The organism is Asanoa hainanensis, assembly GCF_900188485.1.
Taxonomy (GTDB): Bacteria; Actinomycetota; Actinomycetes; order Mycobacteriales; family Micromonosporaceae; genus Asanoa; species Asanoa hainanensis.
In genome coordinates this window covers 17,198-35,422 of record NZ_FZPH01000017.1, presented here as the reverse complement: position 1 = coordinate 35,422, position 18,225 = coordinate 17,198, and the positions used below count along the sequence as shown (strand labels likewise).

Here is an 18,225-nt window from a genome sequence, read left to right as displayed (position 1 = left end):
CTAGGAGCGTGCATGACCCGGACCCCGGTCGAGCCGACCACCGAGACCGGCACCGTCAGCCTGCCCCGCAGCGGCCTGCTGGCCTTCTCCACCGGCTCGATCGGCATGGGCGTCTGGATCACCGTGCCGGGCCTGCTGCTGCTCTACTTCCTCACCGACGTGCTGGCCGTGGCGCCGCTCGCCGCCGGCTTCGCCCTGCTGGTGCCGAAGATCGCCGACGTGCTGCTGCACCCGTTCGTCGGCCACGTCTCCGACGTGCAGCGCGCCCGGCACGGCCACCGGCTGACCCTGATGCTGCTCGCCTGCGTACTCCCGCTGGCCTTTGCCGCTCTGTTCGCCGTGCCCGGTGGCCTGCACGGCAACGCCGCCGCGATCTGGGTCGCGGCCTTCTACGTCCTCGGCAACCTGCTCTTCGCGGCGTACCAGGTGCCGTATCTCGCGACCCCGGCGGACCTCGCGATCGGCTACCACGAGCGCACCCGGCTCATGTCGTTCCGGATGGTCGTGCTCACCGTCGGCATCCTGGCCAGCGGCGTGCTCGCCCCGGTGCTCGTGGGGGGCGACGATCCGACCCGCACCGGGTACGTCGTGATGGGGTGCGCGCTGGCCGCCGGGATGCTCGCCGCGATGCTGGTGGGGATCAACGGTGTACGCCGGCTCGGCGCGGCAGCGGGAACGCCGGTGAACGCGGCGCCACCTCCGCTGCGCGGCATCCGGGTCCTGCTCAGCTCGCTGCGCGACCCGCAGTTCCGCCCACTGGTGACCGCCTATCTGTTGACCGGCACCGCGACCCACCTGGTGCTCGCGGCGGCGCCGTACTACGCCACGTACGAGCTGGGCCGGTCCGGGTTGACCACCGTGCTGATCGCGGCGTTCCTCGGACCCGCGCTGGTGGCCACGCCAGTCTGGCTCGCGGTGACCCGGCGCATCGGCAAGCAGCGCGGCCTGCTCGTGGCCCAGGGCGTCTTCGCGGCCGGCGGGCTGGTCATCGCCCTCGGCAGCCGCGTGCCGTTGGCGGTGCTGGTCGCGGTGGTGGCGGTGCTGGGCGTCGCGTTCGCCGCGTTGCAGCTGCTCTACTTCGCGATGCTGCCCGACGTGGTGGCCGCCGCGTCCGGACGCAAGATCGCCGACGCCGGCAGCTACACGGGCGTGTGGACGGCCGCGGACTCGGCCGGCGGCGCGATCGGCCCGTACCTCTACGCGGCCTGCCTGGCCATCGGCGGCTTCGTGGGCTCGAGCGGCGACGACGTCCAGCAGTCGTCGTCGGCCCTGGACGCGGTCCGCTACGGCTTCGGCATCGTGCCGGCCGTGCTGCTGGTCGTGGCGCTGCTGGTGCAACGCCGCTATACCCTCGACCGCACGCACCGCTAGAATGCCGGTGTGATCCCCGCTGCCGCCTTCGCGCGCTGGATCACTCCGCCGCTGCCCCTGTATGGCAACGATCACAACCGCGGCGACTTCGCTCCCTGAGACCGGGCCCGTCTCCGGCCCTGTCCCTTCTGTTCTTGGGAGCGCTGTCCTATGTCTACAGTCACGTCCGCACCGCCCGGCATCCGGACCGTCCTGCGCGCACCGCGCGTGCCCCGGCTGCTGCTCGCCAACCAGGTCGGCCGCCTGCCGCTGGCCTCCGGCCCGCTGGCCCTGCTGCTGTTCGCCCGCGAGTCCGTCAGCCTGACCGTGGCCGGTGTGGTGGTCGCGGTCTACACGGCCGGCATGGCGGTCAGCGCGCCGCTGCTGGCCCGCTCGGTCGACCGCTGGCGCCAGCCACCGGTGCTGTACGCCTCGTCGGCGTTGTCCGCGTTGGGCTTCCTGCTGGTCGCGGCCGGCGGAGGTGCGTTGGTGCCGACGCTGGCCGGCGCGGCGTTGGCCGGCCTGGGAACGCCGCCGCTGGAGGCCTGCCTGCGGGCACTCTGGCCCTCGTTGGTGCCCTCACCGGCGGTCCCGGCCGCGTACACGCTCGACATCGCCCTTCAAGAGATCATCTTCGTGGTGGGTCCACTGGTCACGCTGACCGCGGTCGGCATCGCCGGGCCGCCGGCGGGCCTGGTCGCGGCGGCCGCGTGCCAGCTCGCGGGCGTGATCGTCTTCGCCCTGGCGGGCCCGGTGCGGGTGTGGCGGGGCGAGCCGGCGCCGCGACACTGGGCCGGCCCGCTGCGGGTGGCGCGCTTCGTGGTGCTGGTAGCCGGCGTGGCCTGCGCGGGCGCGGCGGTGGGCAGCCTGCCGGTGGTCCTGACGGGCTACGCGGAGGCGACGGGCGACCGGGGCCTGAGCGGCTGGCTGCTGGCGGCACAGGCCGGCGGTGCGCTGCTCGGCGGCCTGCTCTACACCCGCGCGAAGCCCGGCGGGACGGGCCGGCTGCCCTGGCTGGCGGTGTGCTTCGCGGTCGGCTACCTGCCACTGCTGTTGCTGCCGGGCGTCGGCACGATGGCGGTTCTGGTCGCGGTGAGCGGGTTCTCCCTGCCGCCGCTGCTGACCGCGGTCTTCCTCACGACCGACGACCTGGCCCCACCGGGCACGGTGGTGGAGGCGTTCGCGTGGATCGTCACCGCGTTCACCGTCGGCAGCGCCACGGGAGCGGCGCTGACGGGCCCACTCGCGGCGACGGATCTACGGGCCGGCTTCGCCCTGGCCCCGGTGGCCGGCCTGCTGGGCGTCGTCGCGATGACCACGGTCCACCGCCGGGCGGCGTGACGGATGAGCTGGGTGCACGGGCTGGCCGCGGCGGACGAACGCGTCCGGTCGGAGGCGCTGGCCCGGCACCTGGCGGAGATCTCCGATTCGGGAACGGGCACGTTCCCGAGCCTGCTGTCCGCGTTCCTGGAGTCGTCCGGGTGGCCGGGCGTCCCGGACCCCGCGGCCTATTCGCGGCTGGCGCCGCACGCGGTGCTGTTCCTGGAGTGGGAGCGCCGCTTCCCGGACGAATGGCGGGAGTCGTGGACCCACTCGCCGTGGACGGCGAAAGAGCTTCTGCTGCGGACCTTCACCCGGTCCGGCGTGCCCGAGGACGTCCGGCCGGCGCTGGTCGACCTGCTGCTCGCCATGGTGCACCGAACGCAGCGCTGCCAGGACCACTGCTACACGGAGCTTGCCCGCCGGCTCGACGACGCATCGCTGCGCTCGCAGCTCGAAGCGGCCGCCGCCGGAGCGGATGAGCGGTCGCGGCTCCGCGCGCGTTTCGTCCTCTGGGCATTGGACCACCCGGCCGCGAACGTCAACAGCCGCGGCTGGCGGCGCTGGTTGCGGGACGAGGCCCGACCGCTGACCCGCCCGGCCTCGGCCGCGGAGCTGTCCGCGATGGCACCGGTCGCGGTCGCGTCGATGGTGGCGGACCTGACGCCAGGAGAGGTCGCGCAGTTGCTCGAAGGGCTGCACACCGGTCCCGCCGCGCGCGTCCTTGCCGCCATCCGGCCGCTGCGGCTGGCGGCCGCCGCCGTGGCGTCGATGGATGCCGTGCTGGCCAGACGGGTGCTCAGAACGCTGGACCAGCCGGCCGCCGCAGCCATCCTGGCGTCGATGCCGCCCGCCCTGGCGGGCCCACGCTGTCCCGGTCCCAGCCGAGCCGACCTCCTGAAGCTGATGGACAGCGAAGCCGCTTTCGCGCTGCTGGCAGCCATGCCGCCCGCAGCCGCGGAAGAGCACCTCAGGCACCATTCGACGGACGCCCTGGCGGCGATGCTGTCCCGGATGAACGCCGAAGCCGCGGCCGCGATCCTCGCCTGGTTAGGGAAACGGGCGGAGGTGCTCAACGCCATGGGTCCGCCGGGGTCACATGCCGTGTTCGCGGCTCTGCCGGCAAGGATCAGGGCGGAATACCGGGTCACCACCGTCGGCGGACGGTGATCGTCGGCAGCAGCGGGTCACCGATATCAGCGGTCACTCGGCCGGTTTGAGGATGACCTGCCAGTCGCCGGTCTGGTGTTCCGGGACGATCTCGATCGTCACCCGGTCGCCGGGTCGCGGGTCGAGGCCGAACGGTTCCTTCCATTGGCCGCCCTGGTCGCCGGTCACCCCGTGGCCGCCCTGTTCGTAGTCCCACCATTCGCCCGTGGCGATCTCCACGTCGTTGACCCGGAGGTGCAGGAAGCCCGGCGTCTGGCTGACCAGGTCGATCGTGCTGAGCGGTTTCCAGGTCAGGGTTCGCCGGACCGGGAGGGTCGGGTCGTTCGGGTCGGAACGGATGATGACCGCGTCCAGGCACCGCGCCGTCGAGCAGAAGCTCGGGTTCTCGTCCAGCGGGGGAAGCGGGCCTGACGGCCGGGGTGGCAGGGGATAGCTGTCGAACGGGACGCGTTCGCCGAGGGCGAGCCCAAACGTGCCGGTCTCCGGGATCGGCGCGGCGACGGTCTGCTCCCCGTCGAAGCGGCGGGCGCCCGTGATGGTCATGACGAAGGTCGCGGGCCTGTCCTTCACCACGCCCAGCTCGGGCGTCCAGGTCGACCAGCGGGCGGCCGCGCCGCAGGTGCCGCCGGTCAGTTCGTGGTCGTTGACCGTCACGGTCATGTCGATGGCGGTGGTGTCCGAAACGCGGTCGCAGCGGGTGAACACCGTCAGGTCCAGGGTGCTGGGCACCAGCGTGACCTCGACGCGGCGCACGGCGAAGTCGGCGGACGCCGCCGCCGTCACGCGCGTGCCGAGGCCGTACTCCGGGAAGCCTTCGATCGTGTGTGTCGTCGGGGGAGCAGGAGGGGTCGGGCCCGGCCGCAGCGCGAAAGCGGAGAATCCGCCGAGCGCGACCAGCACGCAGGCGGCCCAGGTCGCGACCCGCCGGCGGCGGCGCCGGCGGACCTTTGCCGCCACACCGCGAAGGCGCAGGTGGTGCATGACCTGCTCGGCCGAGTCGCCAGAACGCTCGTCGAGCAGCTGCCGGAGGTCCGTCGTGTTCATCGCAGCAGTCCTTCCGGTGCGAGCGTCTCGTCGAGGCGTAGCTTGGCCACGGCGCGGCTGGCCTGGCTCTTGACGGTGCCGATCGAGCAGCCGAGCGCCTCGGCGATCTCGGCCTCCGAGAGGTCTTCGAAGTACCGCAGGACCAGCACCGCCCGTTGCCGGCGGGGGAGTCGGCCGAGGGCCCGCCACAGCGAGTCCCGGTCGTCGAGATGGCCATGCGGGTCGGCGGCGCCCGGTGGCTCGGGCAGGTCGGCAGTGGGCAGCTCACCTCGCCAGCGGCGGCGCCACGCGGAGGCGTACGTGTTGACGATGATCCGCCGCACGTACGGCTCCGGGTCGCCGTCGATCCGCGACCAGGCCTCCCAGGCTCGCGCCAGGGCCGTCTGCAGCAGGTCCTCGGCCAGGGCCCAGTCGCGGGTGAGCAGGTACGCGGTGCGCAACAGGCGCGGTGAGCGGCCGACGACGAAGTCCTCGAAGCCCTCCGGTGTGATCACGTGCGCGCCCTTCCTGCCGAGCCGGTCATGCGGTAGTACCGCCTGGGATCAGGAAAGGTTGCCTGACCCAGGCACGTGGAGCGGCGGGCATGATTCGTGATCAGCTACGGTAGGCGGAGCAAAACGCTCGTTCATCCAGGTAAGGGACGCGCTCTGTGGCGAAAGAGACCATCGTCAAGCTAGTGGACGACATCGACGGCAGCACCGCCAACCAGACGGTGACGTTCGCGCTCGACGGCGTGACCTTCGAGATCGACCTGTCGGACGAGAACGCGGGCAAGCTGCGCGAAACGCTGCAGCCGTTCGTCGAGGCCGGCACCAAGGTCACCGCCGACGGGACGCGCCACACCCGGACCGTGATCTCCGCACAGGGCGCGAGCCTGCGCGAGGAGACCCGGGCGATCCGGGCGTGGGGCCAGAAGTACGCCGCCCAGCTCGGGCTCGAGCAGGTCGGCGACCGGGGTGCCATCCCGCAGCGCGTACGCGACGCCTACGAGCAGCACGAGGGCCGTGCCCCGCGTACCGCCATCCCGTCGCCGTTCATGACTCAGTAGCCAGCGCCCGGTCGAGGATGTCGAGTCCCTCGGCCAGCTCCGCGCGGGTGGCGGTCAGCGGCGGCGCGATCCGGAACACGCCGCCCATGCCGGGCAGCTGCACGACGTTCAGGTGCAGGCCGAGCTCCAGGCTTTTCTGGGTGACGGCGGCGCCGACCGCGTCGGACGTCAGCTCTAGGCCGACCAGCAGACCTCTTCCGCGTATGTCGGTGATGGTCTCGTGCCGGCTCGCCAGCTCCCGCAGGCCGTCTTTGAGGAAGGCGCCCGACTCGGCGGCCCGCAGGTCGAGCTTGTCGCGCTCCAGGACGTCGAGCACGGTGTTGCCGACGGCGGCGACCAGCGGGTCGGAGACGTGCGTGGTGAAGAACAGGTAGCCGCGCTCGTGCGCCGTCTCCTCGATCTCCGCGGAGGTGATCACCGCAGCGAGCGGCAGGCCGGCACCCAAGGTCTTGGAGACGGTCAGGATGTCGGGTACGACGCCGTCGCGCTGGAAGGCGTACCAGGTGCCGGTGCGGCACAGGCCGGTCTGCGCCTCGTCGAGGATGAGCAGCATGCCGCGCTCACGACACTTGGCCTGGAGCGCCGCCAGGTAGCCCTCCGGCAGGTCGATGACGCCGCCCGAGCTGAGGATCGGCTCGACGATGCAGGCGGCCAGCGCGCCGACCGACTGGGCGTCGACGAGGTCGAAGCCCAGGTCGAGCTGGCGTTGCCAGTCGAGCTCACCGTCGGCATCGAGGATGTCGGGACGAAGCGCGAACGGCACCGGGATCGCGAAATTCCCGGGTACGGCGGGACCGTAGCCCTTGCGACCCGAGCTGTAGGTGGCGTTCGCCGCCGCCTGGGTCATGCCGTGCCAGGACCGCGCGAACGACACGATCTCGTGCTTGCCGGTGACCAGCTTGGCCATCCGGATCGCGGCCTCGTTGGCCTCGGCGCCGGTCGTCAGCAGCAGCACCTTCTCCAGCGGGTCGGGCAGGGACTCGGCCAGCCGGCGGGCCAGGTCGACCACGGGGCGGCTGAGCATGCCGCTGAACAGGTGGTCGAGGGTGGCGGCCTGGCGTTGCAACGTGGCCACGATGTCGGGGTGCGAATGCCCGAGGATCGCGCTCATCTGACCGGAGGTGAAGTCGAGGATCCGCCGGCCCGACTCCGTGATCAGGTAGCTGCCCTCGGCCTTTTCGATTATCTCGGGCGTGAACCGCCCCGCACCGGAGTACCGCACGAGATGCCGCTCGACGTCGGCCCAGAAGCCCATGGGCCACACGCTAGACACCGTGGCGGTGCCGTCAAGGCTTGCGGGCAACGACTCCGAACTCGTCGACCTCGGGGTCGTCGGCGTGCCAGCGGGCCACGGAGACGACGCCGGGGTCGATGATGTCGAGCCCCCGGCAGAACTCGGCGATCTCGTCCGGGCTGCGCAGCAGGATCGGCTCGCCACCGACCTCGTTCCACTGCTTGACGACGTCGTCGGAGGCCGCGCCGTGGACGACGTTGGTGGCGTGGGAGAGCGCGAGGTAGCTGCCGGACGGCACCGCCGCCATCAGGTCGCGGAGGATCGCCGTCGCCTGGGCGGTGTCGGTGATGTGGTGCAGGATGCCCATCAAGGTGATCGCGACGGGCTTTTCGAGGTCGAGGTGTGCGCGGCCTGCTCGAGGATGCGGGGCACGTCGCGCAGGTCGGCGTCGACGTAGGCGGTGGAGCCTTCTTTCGCGCTGACCAGCAACGCCCGGGCGTGCACCAGCACGAGCGGATCGTTGTCGACGTAGACGACGCGGCACTCGGGCGCGATCGCCTGCGCCACCTCGTGGGTGTTGTCGGCCGTCGGGAGCCCGGTGCCGATGTCGAGGAACTGCCGGACGCCCGACTCGACGAGGTACGTGACCGACCGCTTCAGAAACCCGCGCGAGGCCCGCGCCAGATCGGCGACGTCCGGCAGGATGCCGAGAATCTCGTCACCCACGGCCCGGTCGACGGCGAAGTTGTCCTTGCCACCGAGCCAGTAGTTCCAGATGCGCGCCGAATGCGCCGTCGTGGTGTCGAGCTCCGGCGCGGCGTCGTGGTCCGCCATGTCGAGCATCCCTCCGTCGACGCGACAGCGTAGCGGGATTCGCTGCGCTCCGTGATCCCCTGTGGACGCCCGTCAGTCACCACCCGCGGCCTCGGCGGCGAGCTCGGCCAGCACGGCCAGGTCGAGGTCGGCGAGCCGGCGGAAGCTCACCGACGACGACCCGATCTTCACCTTGCCGAGCCGGTCGCCGTAGACCTGGGCCAGGTAACGCCCGTCCCGCACCGCGCTGACATAGAGGCTCAGGTAGGCCTTCTGGCTCGCCAGGCCCATGACGAACCACTCGACCTTTTTGCCACTGCGGTTGACCTGGGTCATCCGCCCGTGGCCCAGGATCGTCTGGTCGGTGCCGCCCCACATGACCCCACGCCAGATCCACGGCTCCAGATCGGGCGCCGCCGCGCGAATGACATCGTGCACCGCCCGCGCCTCGGCGCGGCGCTGCACCGAAAGACCGTCGAGAAACTCGACGACAGGGTCCTGGCCACTCATGGGAACACCGTAACCGGGGCCACCGACAAAAATGACGAGCAACCAGAGGTTGCGCAACAAGAGGAGACCGAGCTAGCGTTGACGCAACAAAAGGTTGCGGAAGGGCAGAACTGTGGAGTACGGATCGATCGAGCGCGACATCCTCGTCGAGGCCTCGCCCGACGTGGTGTTCGACGTGGTCAGCAAGCCTGAGCACGTCCAGGAGTGGTGGCCCGACGAGGCCCGGTTCGAGCCGGTCCCCGGCGCGCCGGGCGAGCTCCTCTGGCGCGACCCCGACACCGGCGAGACGATGGCCGTCGAGATGACGGTGGTCGAGGTCGACCCGCCGAAAAGATTCTCGTTCCGGTGGGTCTACGCCGAGCCCGACCGGACCGGGCCGTCGCTGCTCGTCACCTTCGACCTGCTTCCGGCGGACAACGGCACCCGGATCCGGATGACCGAGACCGGCTTCCGCGAGATGGGTTGGGAGATCGCGGTTCTCGAAGAGGCCTACAACGACCACGTTACCGGCTGGGACAAGTACATCCCGGCCCTGGGCGCGTACGTGGACAAGAGATGAACGACGACCTCTGGTCCGCGATCGGCGACCCGACCCGGCGCACGATGATCGACCTGTTGCTCGCCGGGGGATCGGGCACCGCCACCACGCTGGCGCAGGAGCTACCGGTCACCAGGCAGGCGGTAGCCAAGCACCTGGCCGTCCTCGACCGGGTCGGCCTGGTCACGGGCAGAACGGCCGGCCGGGAGCGGCACTACCAGATCGACGAGGCCCAGCTGGCCAAGGCCGTCGCCCAGCTCAACGCGGTCGGTGCGAGCTGGGACGCCCGACTGCGCCGCATCAAGCGCCTCGCAGAGGCCATTGAACGAAAGAGGGACCGAGATGGTTGACATCCTGCACCGGGTCGGCGCGATCGCGCCGCTCGACGACGTCTACCGCGCCGTGGCGACCCCCGAGGGCCTGGCCGGCTGGTGGACCACCGACACCGTGGGCAAGAGCGAGGTCGGCGAGAAGCTGGCCTTCCGCTTCGGCGACCTCGGCGGCTTCGACATGGAGATCCTGGAGCTCGACCCCGCCGGCCACGTGCGCTGGCGCGTCGTCGAAGGGCCCCCGGAGTGGATCGGCACCGAGGTCGACTGGCGGCTCGAGCAGCGCGACGCGTACACCATCGTGCTCTTCAAGCACGAGGGCTGGCAGGAGCCGGTCGAGTTCATGCACCACTGCTCGACCAAGTGGGGCTCGTACCTGCTGAGCCTGAGGGAGCTCGTGGAGACCGGCCGCGGCCACCCGGCGCCGAACGACGTCAAGGTCGCGGACTTCGACTAAAAAGAGAAAGAGCGGTGGGCCGTCCACAACGGACGGCCCACCGCAATCAGTCAGTAGACGACCCCACCCGGGGCGTTGCTCCCGCGAGCGGTGATGGCGTCACCGTTCGGGTTGACCGTCCACCACAGCGCGCCGAACGCGTTCACGCCCTGGCCATTGGTCTGGCCCGGCGCGGTGTCGGCGACGAACGTGTAGAGCGGATGGTTGTTGTACGTCGCCTGCTTCGTGTTGTCCTGCCGCGTCGACGTGGCGAGCTTGCCCGCGTCGACACCGCTGCCGGCGACCACGGCGCCCTGCGTGACCAGCGGCGGCCACTGCGCGGCGCACGCGTCGTTGCAGGTGGACTTGTTGCTCGTGTCGGCCACGAACAGGTACAGCGTGTTTCCCTGGCCGTCGGTCAGGTAGGCCCCGTTCGGCCCGTTGCGGGTCTGCACGGTGACGCTGGCCGGCGGTGCGGCCTTCGAATCGTTCGCACTCGCGGTGGTCGCGGCCGTGAGACCGGTGACCACCAGCGCCGCACCGGCAACACCGGCACCGACCTTCACCCAGAGCCTGGAGAACCCAGACCTGGAAATCCCAGACATGAAGCTGTCCTTCCCCCCGTGAACAGTTACCCCGACGCTACGCCCGGGTAGGGGGAGGGTTGTCAGGCTTCCAGGCAGGTCACCGGGATCTGGTGAGCGGCGTTGTTGACGAACCCGCCGCGGTTCCACGGTGCCTCGACGGGCTGCGTCTCTCCGTCAGAAGTGATCGCCCGCGCGGTCACGACATGCTGCCCGGGCAAGGCCTGCCACGGATAACTCCACCGCCGCCAGGCCCAGCGATGCCCGCCATCGGGTGCCAAAGAAGCCGGGGACCACGACGAGCCGCCGTCGACGCTGACCTCGACCGCCGTCACAGGCGCGCGGCCGGACCAGGCCCGGCCCTCCAGCGTCACCAGCCCCGGGCGGACCACCCGCCCGCGGGTCATGAAGTCCGGGAAGCCGGGCGGGATCACCAGCGCCCGCGGCGCGATGCGGGTGATCGGCTCACCGGGCTCGTCGGCGCTCTGCCGCACCACGTACGCCTTCTGCTGGAAGCCTTCGAACGCGTGGTCCAGCACCTCGACGCGGGTCAGCCACTTGACGTTGGTCATGCCGTACCAGCCCGGCACCAGCAGCCGCACGGGGAAGCCGTGCTGCGGGGCCAACGGCGAGCCGTTCATCGCGTACGTCAGGAGCACCTCGGGGTCGAGTGCCTCGGCGACGGTGAGCTTGCGCTGGTAGTCCTGCTCGACGCCGCGTTCCACCCCGTGGTCGGCGCCCGTGAAGACGACGTCGACGGCGCCGGGGGAGACGCCGGCCGCGGTGAGCACGTCACGCAGCGGCACGCCGGTCCACTCCGCGGTGCCGACCGCCTCGACCAGCCACGGCTGGCTGACCGGCCGGGGCTCGAGCCGGGCACGCCCGTTGCCGGCGCACTCCATGGTCGACCGCACCGTGCGCGACGGCAGCGCCTTGAGCGTGTCGAGGTCGATGGTCAGCGGGCGCTCGACGAGCCCGTCGATCCGCAACGACCACGTCGCCGGGTCGACGAATGGGATGTCGTAGTGGATCAGAAGGTAGTGCAGGCCCGGGGGCGTGAGGTCGTAGCGCATCGCCTCGAGGGGCATGCCGTGGTTGCGCGCGGCCAGCCCGAGCTCCCCGGTGCTGACGCCCTCGTCGACGCCGGCGACCCGGCTCGGGGTGCTGATCTGGTCGAGACTCACCGCCTGAGCGTACAAGGGCGGGAAGACGTGGATTGACATCGATCTGTTAAGCGTGTTTCCTATTAAGCACCCTGTCGGCGAGGGGTAGTGACGTCCATCGATCGAGAAAGGGACGAGCATGTCACGAGCACGGATCGCCGGCAGCATCGTGCTGGGCCTCCTGGTCGCGGCCACGGCCGTCGGGCAGCCCGCGTACGCCGCGAACGAACCCGTCAACGTCTGGCTGACGACCACCTCCGACGGCGGCGGCCGCACCGTCACCCGCGGCCTGCAACAGCAGGGAGCCATCGCGTTCGCGGCCAGCAGCCCCGGCGCCACGCACACCATCACTGTCAACGAGAACACCCGCTACCAGACGTTCGAGGGCGCCGGCGCGTCGATCACCGACACCACCGCGTACCTCCTGCGGGGTGGTCCCATCAGCGCCGCCACCCGCGACGACGTGATGCGCAAGCTGTTCTCGCCCACCGACGGCATCGGGCTGTCCTTCGTCCGCAACCCGATCGGCGCGTCCGACCTCTCCCGGCCCGGCAACGTCTCGCTCGACGACACGTGCTGCAACCTCAACGACTTCCATGCCAACGGGTACGACAACAACGTGCGGCTGCTGACGCAGCAGGCCCGGCAGCTCAACCCGGCCCTGCGCGTCAAGGGAGTCCCGTGGAGCGCGCCCGGCTGGATGAAGGACAACGGCCGGATGGACCAGATGGGCTGGCTGCAGTCGCAGTACTACCCGATGTACGCCCAGTACTTCGTCCGCTACGTGCAGATGTACCAGGCGGCGGGCATCCCGGTGAACTACGTGTCCGTGCAGAACGAGCCCAACTGCTGCCAGGCCGGCAACCCGACGGCGATGAACTACCCGGGGATGAGCTGGAACTCGTCCGGGCTGCTGGAGTTCACCAAGAACCACCTGCTGCCCGCGTTCCGCGCCGCCGGCATCACCACCAAGGTGATGGTGCACGACTGGAACTACGGCGACTGGGGCCAGATCGGCGCCAGCATCGTCTCCGACGCCACGTTGCGCAACGACCCGCTCTTCGCCGGGATCGCCTGGCACGGGTACGCGGGCAGCCCGTCGGTCGGCTCGCAGGTGAAGAGCCAGTATCCCGCCGTGCACCAGTTCTCCACCGAGCACAGTGGAGGTACCTGGATCGGCAACCAGCACAACGAGGACATGGCCGACATCGTCAACTACACCCGGAACTGGAGCGAGTCCGTCGTCAAGTGGAGCCTCGCGCTCAACCAGTCGATGGGCCCGCACAACGGCGGCTGCGGCACCTGCACCGGCCTCATCACCGTGCAGGAGGGCGGTTCCCGGGCCGGCCAGGTCGACTACACCATCGAGTACTACACCACCGGCCACCTGACCAAGTTCGTGCGGCCGGGCGCGCAGCGGATCGACTCGACGGCCAACGGCACGGTGCAGAACGTGGCCTGGCGCAACAGTGACGGCTCCAAGGCGCTGATCGCGCACAACGGCGGCACCGGCAGCCAGTCGATCCGCGTCGTCTGGGGTGGACAGTCGTTCACGTACACGCTGCCGGCGCGCACGACCGCGACCTTCACGTGGTCCGGAACCCAGGGTGGACCCTCGAACCCGCCGACCGGTGGCACCGGCCCGATCACCGGCCTCGCGGGCAAGTGTCTCGACGTGGCCGGAGCCAACAGCACCGACGGTACGGCGGTGCAGATCTACGACTGCAACGGCACCGCGGCCCAGCAGTGGACGGTCGGCAGCGACGGGACCGTGCGGGCGCTGGGCAAGTGTCTCGACGTGCGCGACAACTCGACCGCCAACGGCGCCCGGGCGCAGATCTGGACGTGCACCGGCGGCGCCAACCAGCGCTGGACGGCGACCGCGGCACGGGACCTGATCAGCGCCAGCGCCAACAAGTGCCTGGACGTCACGGGCAACAGCTCGGCCAACGGCACCCCGGCGCAGCTCTGGACCTGCACCGGCGCCGCCAACCAGAAGTGGAACATGCCCACCTAGACATCGACGGACGTTGACTGATCGGACCTCTCGGGTCTACCTTGGGGTCCGGTCAGTTAACAAACCCGACACAATGCGGCCATTCGGCGGTGGCCCAGAAGGGAAAGGCCCGATGGGTCTCACACGCCGAACCGTGCTCGCGGGCGCCGGTGCCACCGCGTTCGCCGTCAGTTCGTCCACCGCCGCTGCTGCCGCGCCCAGCCCACCCGGTGATGTGGTCGGCAAGATCTCTGTCGGCTATCAGGGTTGGTTCGCCTGTCCGGGTGACGGTGCGCCGATCGGTGGGTGGTGGCATTGGTCGCGGGACCGGTTCCAGCCGCCGTCGCCGTCGAACACGACGATCGTGTCGTGGCCGGACATGCGGGAGTACACGCGTGGCTATTCGACCGCGTACCCGAATCTGGGCAATGGGCAGCCGGCGCAGTTGTTCTCGTCGTACGACGACCAGACGGTCGACACGCATTTCAGGTGGATGCAGCAGTATAACTGCGACACCGCCGCGCTGCAGCGCTTCAACCCGGTGTCGGGCGAGGGGCCGACCCGGGACGTGATGGCGCAGAAGGTACGGGCGGCGGCCGAGCGCTATGGGCGCAAGTTCTACATCATGTACGACGTCACGAGCTGGACGAACATGCAGTCGGAGATCAAGACCGACTGGACCTCGAAGATGTCGGCCCACGTGGCCTCGCCCGCCTACGCCCGCCAGAACGGCAAGCCCGTCGTGTGCATCTGGGGCTTCGGCTTCAACGACCCGGGCCGCCCGTTCGCACCGGCGCCCTGCCTGGACGTGGTCAACTGGTTCAAGGCGCAGGGCTGTTACGTGATCGGCGGGGTCCCGACCTACTGGCGGCAGGGCATCAACGACTCGCGTCCCGGCTTCTCGGGGGTCTACCACGCGTTCAACATGATCTCGCCCTGGATGGTCGGGCGCACGGGTGACCTGGCCGGGCTGGACTCGTTCTACACGAACGTCAACGTCCCCGACAAAGCCGACTGCGACGCCAGCGGGATCGACTACCAACCCTGTGTGATGCCTGGGGACCTGTCGTCGGGGCATCGCCGGCACGGTGACTTCTACTGGCGGCATCTCTACAACATGGTCCGGCTGGGCGCGGCTGGCCTCTACGTGTCGATGTTCGACGAGTACAACGAGGGCAACCAGATCGCCAAGACCTCCGAGACGCAGGCGACCACGCCGGCCGGGGCTGGCATCCGGGCTCTTGACGAGGACGGGACGTTCTGCACGTCGGACTACTACCTGCGGATCACCGCCGACGGCGGCCGGATGCTCAAGGGGCAAATCGCGCTGACCGCCACCCGGCCCACACAGCCGGTCATGAGCCCGCCGCCCACCGGCGCCTCGGGCCTGCGGTCGCGGGCCAACAACCTGTGGGTGCAGGCGACCGACGCCGGCAACGGTCCGCTGGTCGCCCGGGGCACCTCGCTGGGCGCCTGGGAGGGGTTCGACGTCGTGCCGCTCAGCGGGGGAAATGTCGCGTTGCGGGCGCGGGTCAACGGCCGTTACGTCTGCGCGGAGAACGCCGGCGCCAACCCGCTGATCGCGAACCGGACCGCCGTCGGCGGCTGGGAGACGTTCCGCCTGATCCGCAACGCCAACGGCACCGTCAGCCTCCAGGCGACGGTCAACGGCCGGTACGTCTGCGCCGACAACGCCGGGGCGAACCCGCTGGTCGCGAACCGTACCGCGATCGGGCCGTGGGAGCAGTTCGATCTTGCTACGCCGTAACATCGGCTAGGTGAGCTTTCCGCTGGAGCCGGCGCCGATCCACGTACCCGACGAGGTCCTCGACGACCTCCGGCGCCGGCTCGACGGCGTCCGCTGGCCGGACGATCCGCACGACGACTACTACGGCGTCTCCGCCGGCTACCTGCGGGACCTGGTCGAGCACTGGCGCGCCGGGTTCGACTGGCGCCGGGCCGAGGCCGCGATCAACGCGTACGAGCACTACCGCGTCGCGGTCGACGGCGTGCCGATCCATTTCATGCGCCGGCCCGGCGTCGGTCCCGCCCCGACCCCGCTGATCCTCAGCCACGGCTGGCCGTGGACGTTCTGGCACTGGTCGAAGGTCGTCGACGCGCTGGCCGATCCCGGCGCGTACGGCGGCGACCCGGTCGAGGCGTTCGACGTGATCGTCCCGTCGCTGCCCGGCTTCGGCTTCTCCACGCCGGTGCCGCCGGACCTCAACTTCTGGAAGATCGCCGACCTCTGGCACACGCTGATGACCGACATCCTGGGACACCCGCGGTACGCGGCGGGCGGCTGCGACGTCGGCGCGCTGGTCACCGGTCAGCTCGGGCACAAGTACGCGGCCGAACTGCACGGCATCCACATCGGCTCGGGGCTGAAGCTGACGTTCTTCAACGGCGAACGGGCCTGGGACCTGACCGGCGGTCGGCCGCTCCCTTCGGGGTTGTCTCCGGAGACGCTTGCCCAGCTGATGGCGTACGAGAAGCGATTCGCCGTGCACCTGGCCGCGCACATGCTGGCGCCGCAGACGCTGTCGTACGCGCTGACCGACTCCCCGGTGGGGATGCTCGCCTGGATCGTGGAGCGCTGGGCCAAGTGGAGCGCGCCCGAGACCGTGCTCGACCCCGACGACGTGCTGACCCACGCCACCATCTTCTGGGCCGGCGACGCGATCGGTCCGTCGATGCGCACGTACGCCAACAACAACCGCTACCCGTGGACGCCCTCGCACGATCGGTGGCCGCCGGTGGAGGCGCCGACCGGGATCACCTTCGTTGGCTACGAGAACCCGCCCGGGGTGTCGACCGACCAGCGTGTGGCGCACTTCCTGGCGAGCGACCGCGCGGACTGGTACAACCACGTGAACCTGACCGCCCACGAACGGGGCGGCCACTTCATCCCCTGGGAGAACCCCGACGCCTGGGTCGACGACCTGCGCCGGACCTTCCGCGGTCGCCGCTAGGAGCATTTTTATGCAGTTCGACCTCTCCCTCGACGAGCTGGCCGCCTACCGCTACGACGGCGAGCCCGAGCCCTCCGATTTCGACGCGTTCTGGTCGCGCACCCTGGCCGAGGCCGCTTCGGTGCCGGTCGCGGCGTCGTTCACCCCTTATGACGCGTTGCTGCGGACCGTCGACGTGTTCGACGTGACGTTCGCCGGCTTCGGCGGCGACCCCATCAAGGGCTGGCTCATCCTGCCCGCCGACCGGTCCGGGCCGCTGCCCACGATCGTCGAATACATCGGGTACGGCGGGGGCCGGGGCGAGCCGCTCGAGTGGCTGGCGTACGCGAGCGCCGGGTACGCGCACTTCGTGATGGACACCCGGGGGCAGGGGAGCACCTGGCGGACGGGCGACACCCCCGACCCGGGCGCGTCCGGTCCGGCCGTGCCGGGTTACGTCACGCGCGGGATCCTGGACCCTGACGACTACTACTACCGGCGGCTCTACGTCGACGCGTACCGGGCGGTGGACGCCGCCGCGGCCCACCCTTCCGTTGACGCGTCCCGCATCGCGGTGACCGGGCGCAGCCAGGGCGGCGCGCTGTCGGTCGCGGTCGGCGGGCTGCGCCACGACATCGCTGCGGCCATCCCGCACGTGCCGTTCCTGTCGGCGTTCCGGCGGGCCGTGCAGATCACCGATGCCAACCCGTACGCGGAGATCGTGCGCTGGTGCGCCACCCACCGCACCAAGGCGGAACAGGCGTTCGCGACGCTCGCCTACTTCGACGGCACGTCGTTCGCGAGCCGGGCCACCTGCTTCGGCTCGTTCTCGGTGGCGCTGATGGACCCGATCTGCCCACCATCCACTGTGTACGCGGCCCACAACGTCTGGGCCGGCTTTCGGGAGATCGCGGTGTGGCCGTTCAACGACCACGACGGCGGCGGCCCGGAGGACCAGATCCGCACGATCAAGGTCCTCCGGGAGCTGTTCGGCTAGTTCTTCATCAGGTGCCGCACGAAGAACCGGACGGCGCTGTCGGCCTCGAACCTCGGCAGGTCCTTGTGCCGTCCGGTGTTGGCGTGCAACGTCTTCTCCGTCGAGGCGAACGCGTCGAACAGCGCCAGCCCGGCCTCGCGCGGGATGTGCTCGTCGTCCCACTGCATCGCGTACTCGATGGGGATCGTGATCTTCCTGGCCTGGTCCGCGAGCGCGTCGGGCCAGTGCAGGCCGAATACGGCGGCGGTGATCCGGGGGTCGTCGGCGACGAACAGCACTCCGATCGCGGTGGCCATGTTGAGGCCGTAGAAGCCGACCGGTCCTGTGCATACCTCTTGGAGGGCGTCCAGGGTCGCCCGCCATTCGGGCACGGCGCGCTCGGCCAGGTGGGCGTTGTAGCGCACGACGATCGGCCCCTCGGGCTCACCGGCCGCGCGCGCCCGGAAGAGCTCCGCGATCTCGCGCTCGTCGTGGTCGGTGCGGGGTCGGTCGCCGTGCCCGGGCGCGTCGACGACGGCGACATGGAAACCGGCGGCGACGAGGAGGGCGGCACGGCCGGTCATCGCGGGCCACCGCTTGTGGGTGCCGCCGCCATGGCCCATGAACACCAGGGGAGCGGGCTCGTCGTGTTCGGTGGGCGACCAGAGCACGCCGGGTACGTCGCCCACGGTGAAGTCGCGCTCGAGGACGCTGTCGGTGGACGTCTGCGTGGTGAACTGAAGCATCGGTGTTGCCTTTCGGG

The 18,225-nt window shown here is 70.5% G+C and carries 18 protein-coding genes and 1 pseudogene; 11 read left to right on the top strand and 8 right to left on the bottom strand.

Features of this window, described 5'->3' with window-relative positions; translation table 11 throughout:
• The first annotated feature begins 12 nt into the window (after nucleotides 1–12).
• The 3 genes from CHC05_RS32220 to CHC05_RS32210 all read left to right on the top strand — a co-directional run bounded on the left by CHC05_RS32220 (nucleotide 13) and on the right by CHC05_RS32210 (nucleotide 3,840).
• Nucleotides 13–1,371: an MFS transporter gene (locus CHC05_RS32220; protein WP_089254410.1), complete on the top strand. Its 1,359-nt coding sequence runs from the start codon at nucleotides 13–15 to the stop codon at nucleotides 1,369–1,371.
• A 150-nt stretch (nucleotides 1,372–1,521) separates the two neighbouring features.
• A complete protein-coding gene (locus tag CHC05_RS32215; RefSeq protein WP_245871325.1) occupies nucleotides 1,522–2,691 on the top strand; it encodes an MFS transporter in 1,170 nt (389 codons plus the stop codon).
• Between the two features lie 3 nt (nucleotides 2,692–2,694).
• Nucleotides 2,695–3,840, top strand: a complete 1,146-nt coding sequence (locus CHC05_RS32210) for a hypothetical protein (protein ID WP_089254408.1) — start codon at nucleotides 2,695–2,697, stop codon at nucleotides 3,838–3,840.
• Between the two features lie 33 nt (nucleotides 3,841–3,873).
• Here the strand turns inward: CHC05_RS32210 and CHC05_RS32205 are convergent, their stop codons facing one another.
• Nucleotides 3,874–4,884 carry a hypothetical protein gene (locus CHC05_RS32205; protein ID WP_089254407.1) on the bottom strand — a complete coding sequence of 337 codons (1,011 nt, stop codon included), beginning with the start codon at nucleotides 4,882–4,884 and terminating at the stop codon, nucleotides 3,874–3,876.
• Complete coding sequence (locus CHC05_RS32200; RefSeq protein WP_089254406.1) at nucleotides 4,881–5,378, bottom strand: SigE family RNA polymerase sigma factor; 498 nt, start codon at nucleotides 5,376–5,378, stop codon at nucleotides 4,881–4,883. The genes CHC05_RS32205 and CHC05_RS32200 overlap by 4 nt, the downstream gene beginning before the upstream one ends.
• A gap of 155 nt (nucleotides 5,379–5,533) precedes the next feature.
• Between CHC05_RS32200 and CHC05_RS32195 the strand changes: the two genes are divergently transcribed.
• The gene (locus CHC05_RS32195) at nucleotides 5,534–5,932 is read left to right on the top strand and encodes a histone-like nucleoid-structuring protein Lsr2 (protein WP_089254405.1); all 399 of its coding nucleotides are present in this window, start codon (nucleotides 5,534–5,536) and stop codon (nucleotides 5,930–5,932) included.
• On the opposite strand, the gene CHC05_RS32190 is transcribed toward CHC05_RS32195, so the two are convergent.
• The 3 genes and pseudogenes from CHC05_RS32190 to CHC05_RS32180 all read right to left on the bottom strand — a co-directional run bounded on the left by CHC05_RS32190 (nucleotide 5,919) and on the right by CHC05_RS32180 (nucleotide 8,489).
• Nucleotides 5,919–7,187, bottom strand: a complete 1,269-nt coding sequence (locus CHC05_RS32190; RefSeq protein WP_089254404.1) for an aspartate aminotransferase family protein — start codon at nucleotides 7,185–7,187, stop codon at nucleotides 5,919–5,921. The two genes, CHC05_RS32195 and CHC05_RS32190, sit on opposite strands and share 14 nt — an antisense overlap.
• A gap of 31 nt (nucleotides 7,188–7,218) precedes the next feature.
• Nucleotides 7,219–8,000 (bottom strand): annotated as a pseudogene (locus tag CHC05_RS32185) (SAM-dependent methyltransferase).
• A 72-nt stretch (nucleotides 8,001–8,072) separates the two neighbouring features.
• Nucleotides 8,073–8,489: a DUF1801 domain-containing protein gene (locus CHC05_RS32180; RefSeq protein ID WP_089254403.1), complete on the bottom strand. Its 417-nt coding sequence runs from the start codon at nucleotides 8,487–8,489 to the stop codon at nucleotides 8,073–8,075.
• 112 nt (nucleotides 8,490–8,601) lie between these two features.
• On the opposite strand from CHC05_RS32180, the gene CHC05_RS32175 reads away from it, so the two are divergent.
• The 3 genes from CHC05_RS32175 to CHC05_RS32165 are packed head-to-tail and all read left to right on the top strand — an operon-like array spanning nucleotide 8,602 to nucleotide 9,813.
• Nucleotides 8,602–9,048 carry an SRPBCC domain-containing protein gene (locus CHC05_RS32175; RefSeq protein WP_089254402.1) on the top strand — a complete coding sequence of 149 codons (447 nt, stop codon included), beginning with the start codon at nucleotides 8,602–8,604 and terminating at the stop codon, nucleotides 9,046–9,048.
• Entirely contained in the window at nucleotides 9,045–9,377 is a 333-nt protein-coding gene (locus CHC05_RS32170) for an ArsR/SmtB family transcription factor (protein ID WP_089254401.1), read from the top strand. The genes CHC05_RS32175 and CHC05_RS32170 overlap by 4 nt, the downstream gene beginning before the upstream one ends.
• Nucleotides 9,370–9,813, top strand: a complete 444-nt coding sequence (locus CHC05_RS32165; protein WP_089254400.1) for an SRPBCC family protein — start codon at nucleotides 9,370–9,372, stop codon at nucleotides 9,811–9,813. Before CHC05_RS32170 ends, CHC05_RS32165 begins: the two co-directional genes overlap by 8 nt.
• Before the next feature lie 50 nt (nucleotides 9,814–9,863).
• On the opposite strand, the gene CHC05_RS32160 is transcribed toward CHC05_RS32165, so the two are convergent.
• A complete protein-coding gene (locus CHC05_RS32160; RefSeq protein WP_089254399.1) occupies nucleotides 9,864–10,397 on the bottom strand; it encodes a COG4315 family predicted lipoprotein in 534 nt (177 codons plus the stop codon).
• A gap of 62 nt (nucleotides 10,398–10,459) precedes the next feature.
• Entirely contained in the window at nucleotides 10,460–11,560 is a 1,101-nt protein-coding gene (locus tag CHC05_RS32155; RefSeq protein WP_245871324.1) for a sulfite oxidase, read from the bottom strand.
• 118 nt (nucleotides 11,561–11,678) lie between these two features.
• Between CHC05_RS32155 and CHC05_RS32150 the strand changes: the two genes are divergently transcribed.
• The 4 genes from CHC05_RS32150 to CHC05_RS32135 all read left to right on the top strand — a co-directional run bounded on the left by CHC05_RS32150 (nucleotide 11,679) and on the right by CHC05_RS32135 (nucleotide 17,483).
• On the top strand, nucleotides 11,679–13,556 hold the full coding sequence (locus CHC05_RS32150; RefSeq protein ID WP_089254397.1) for a lectin: 1,878 nt from the start codon (nucleotides 11,679–11,681) through the stop codon (nucleotides 13,554–13,556).
• A gap of 112 nt (nucleotides 13,557–13,668) precedes the next feature.
• Nucleotides 13,669–15,303, top strand: coding sequence for a lectin (locus CHC05_RS32145; RefSeq protein WP_089254396.1), 1,635 nt, complete (start codon nucleotides 13,669–13,671; stop codon nucleotides 15,301–15,303).
• 10 nt (nucleotides 15,304–15,313) lie between these two features.
• A complete protein-coding gene (locus tag CHC05_RS32140; protein ID WP_218824756.1) occupies nucleotides 15,314–16,507 on the top strand; it encodes an epoxide hydrolase family protein in 1,194 nt (397 codons plus the stop codon).
• 10 nt (nucleotides 16,508–16,517) lie between these two features.
• Entirely contained in the window at nucleotides 16,518–17,483 is a 966-nt protein-coding gene (locus CHC05_RS32135) for an acetylxylan esterase (RefSeq protein WP_089254395.1), read from the top strand.
• Here the strand turns inward: CHC05_RS32135 and CHC05_RS32130 are convergent.
• On the bottom strand, nucleotides 17,480–18,208 hold the full coding sequence (locus tag CHC05_RS32130) for an alpha/beta hydrolase (RefSeq protein WP_089254394.1): 729 nt from the start codon (nucleotides 18,206–18,208) through the stop codon (nucleotides 17,480–17,482). The two genes, CHC05_RS32135 and CHC05_RS32130, sit on opposite strands and share 4 nt — an antisense overlap.
• Between the last annotated feature and the right edge of the window lie 17 nt (nucleotides 18,209–18,225).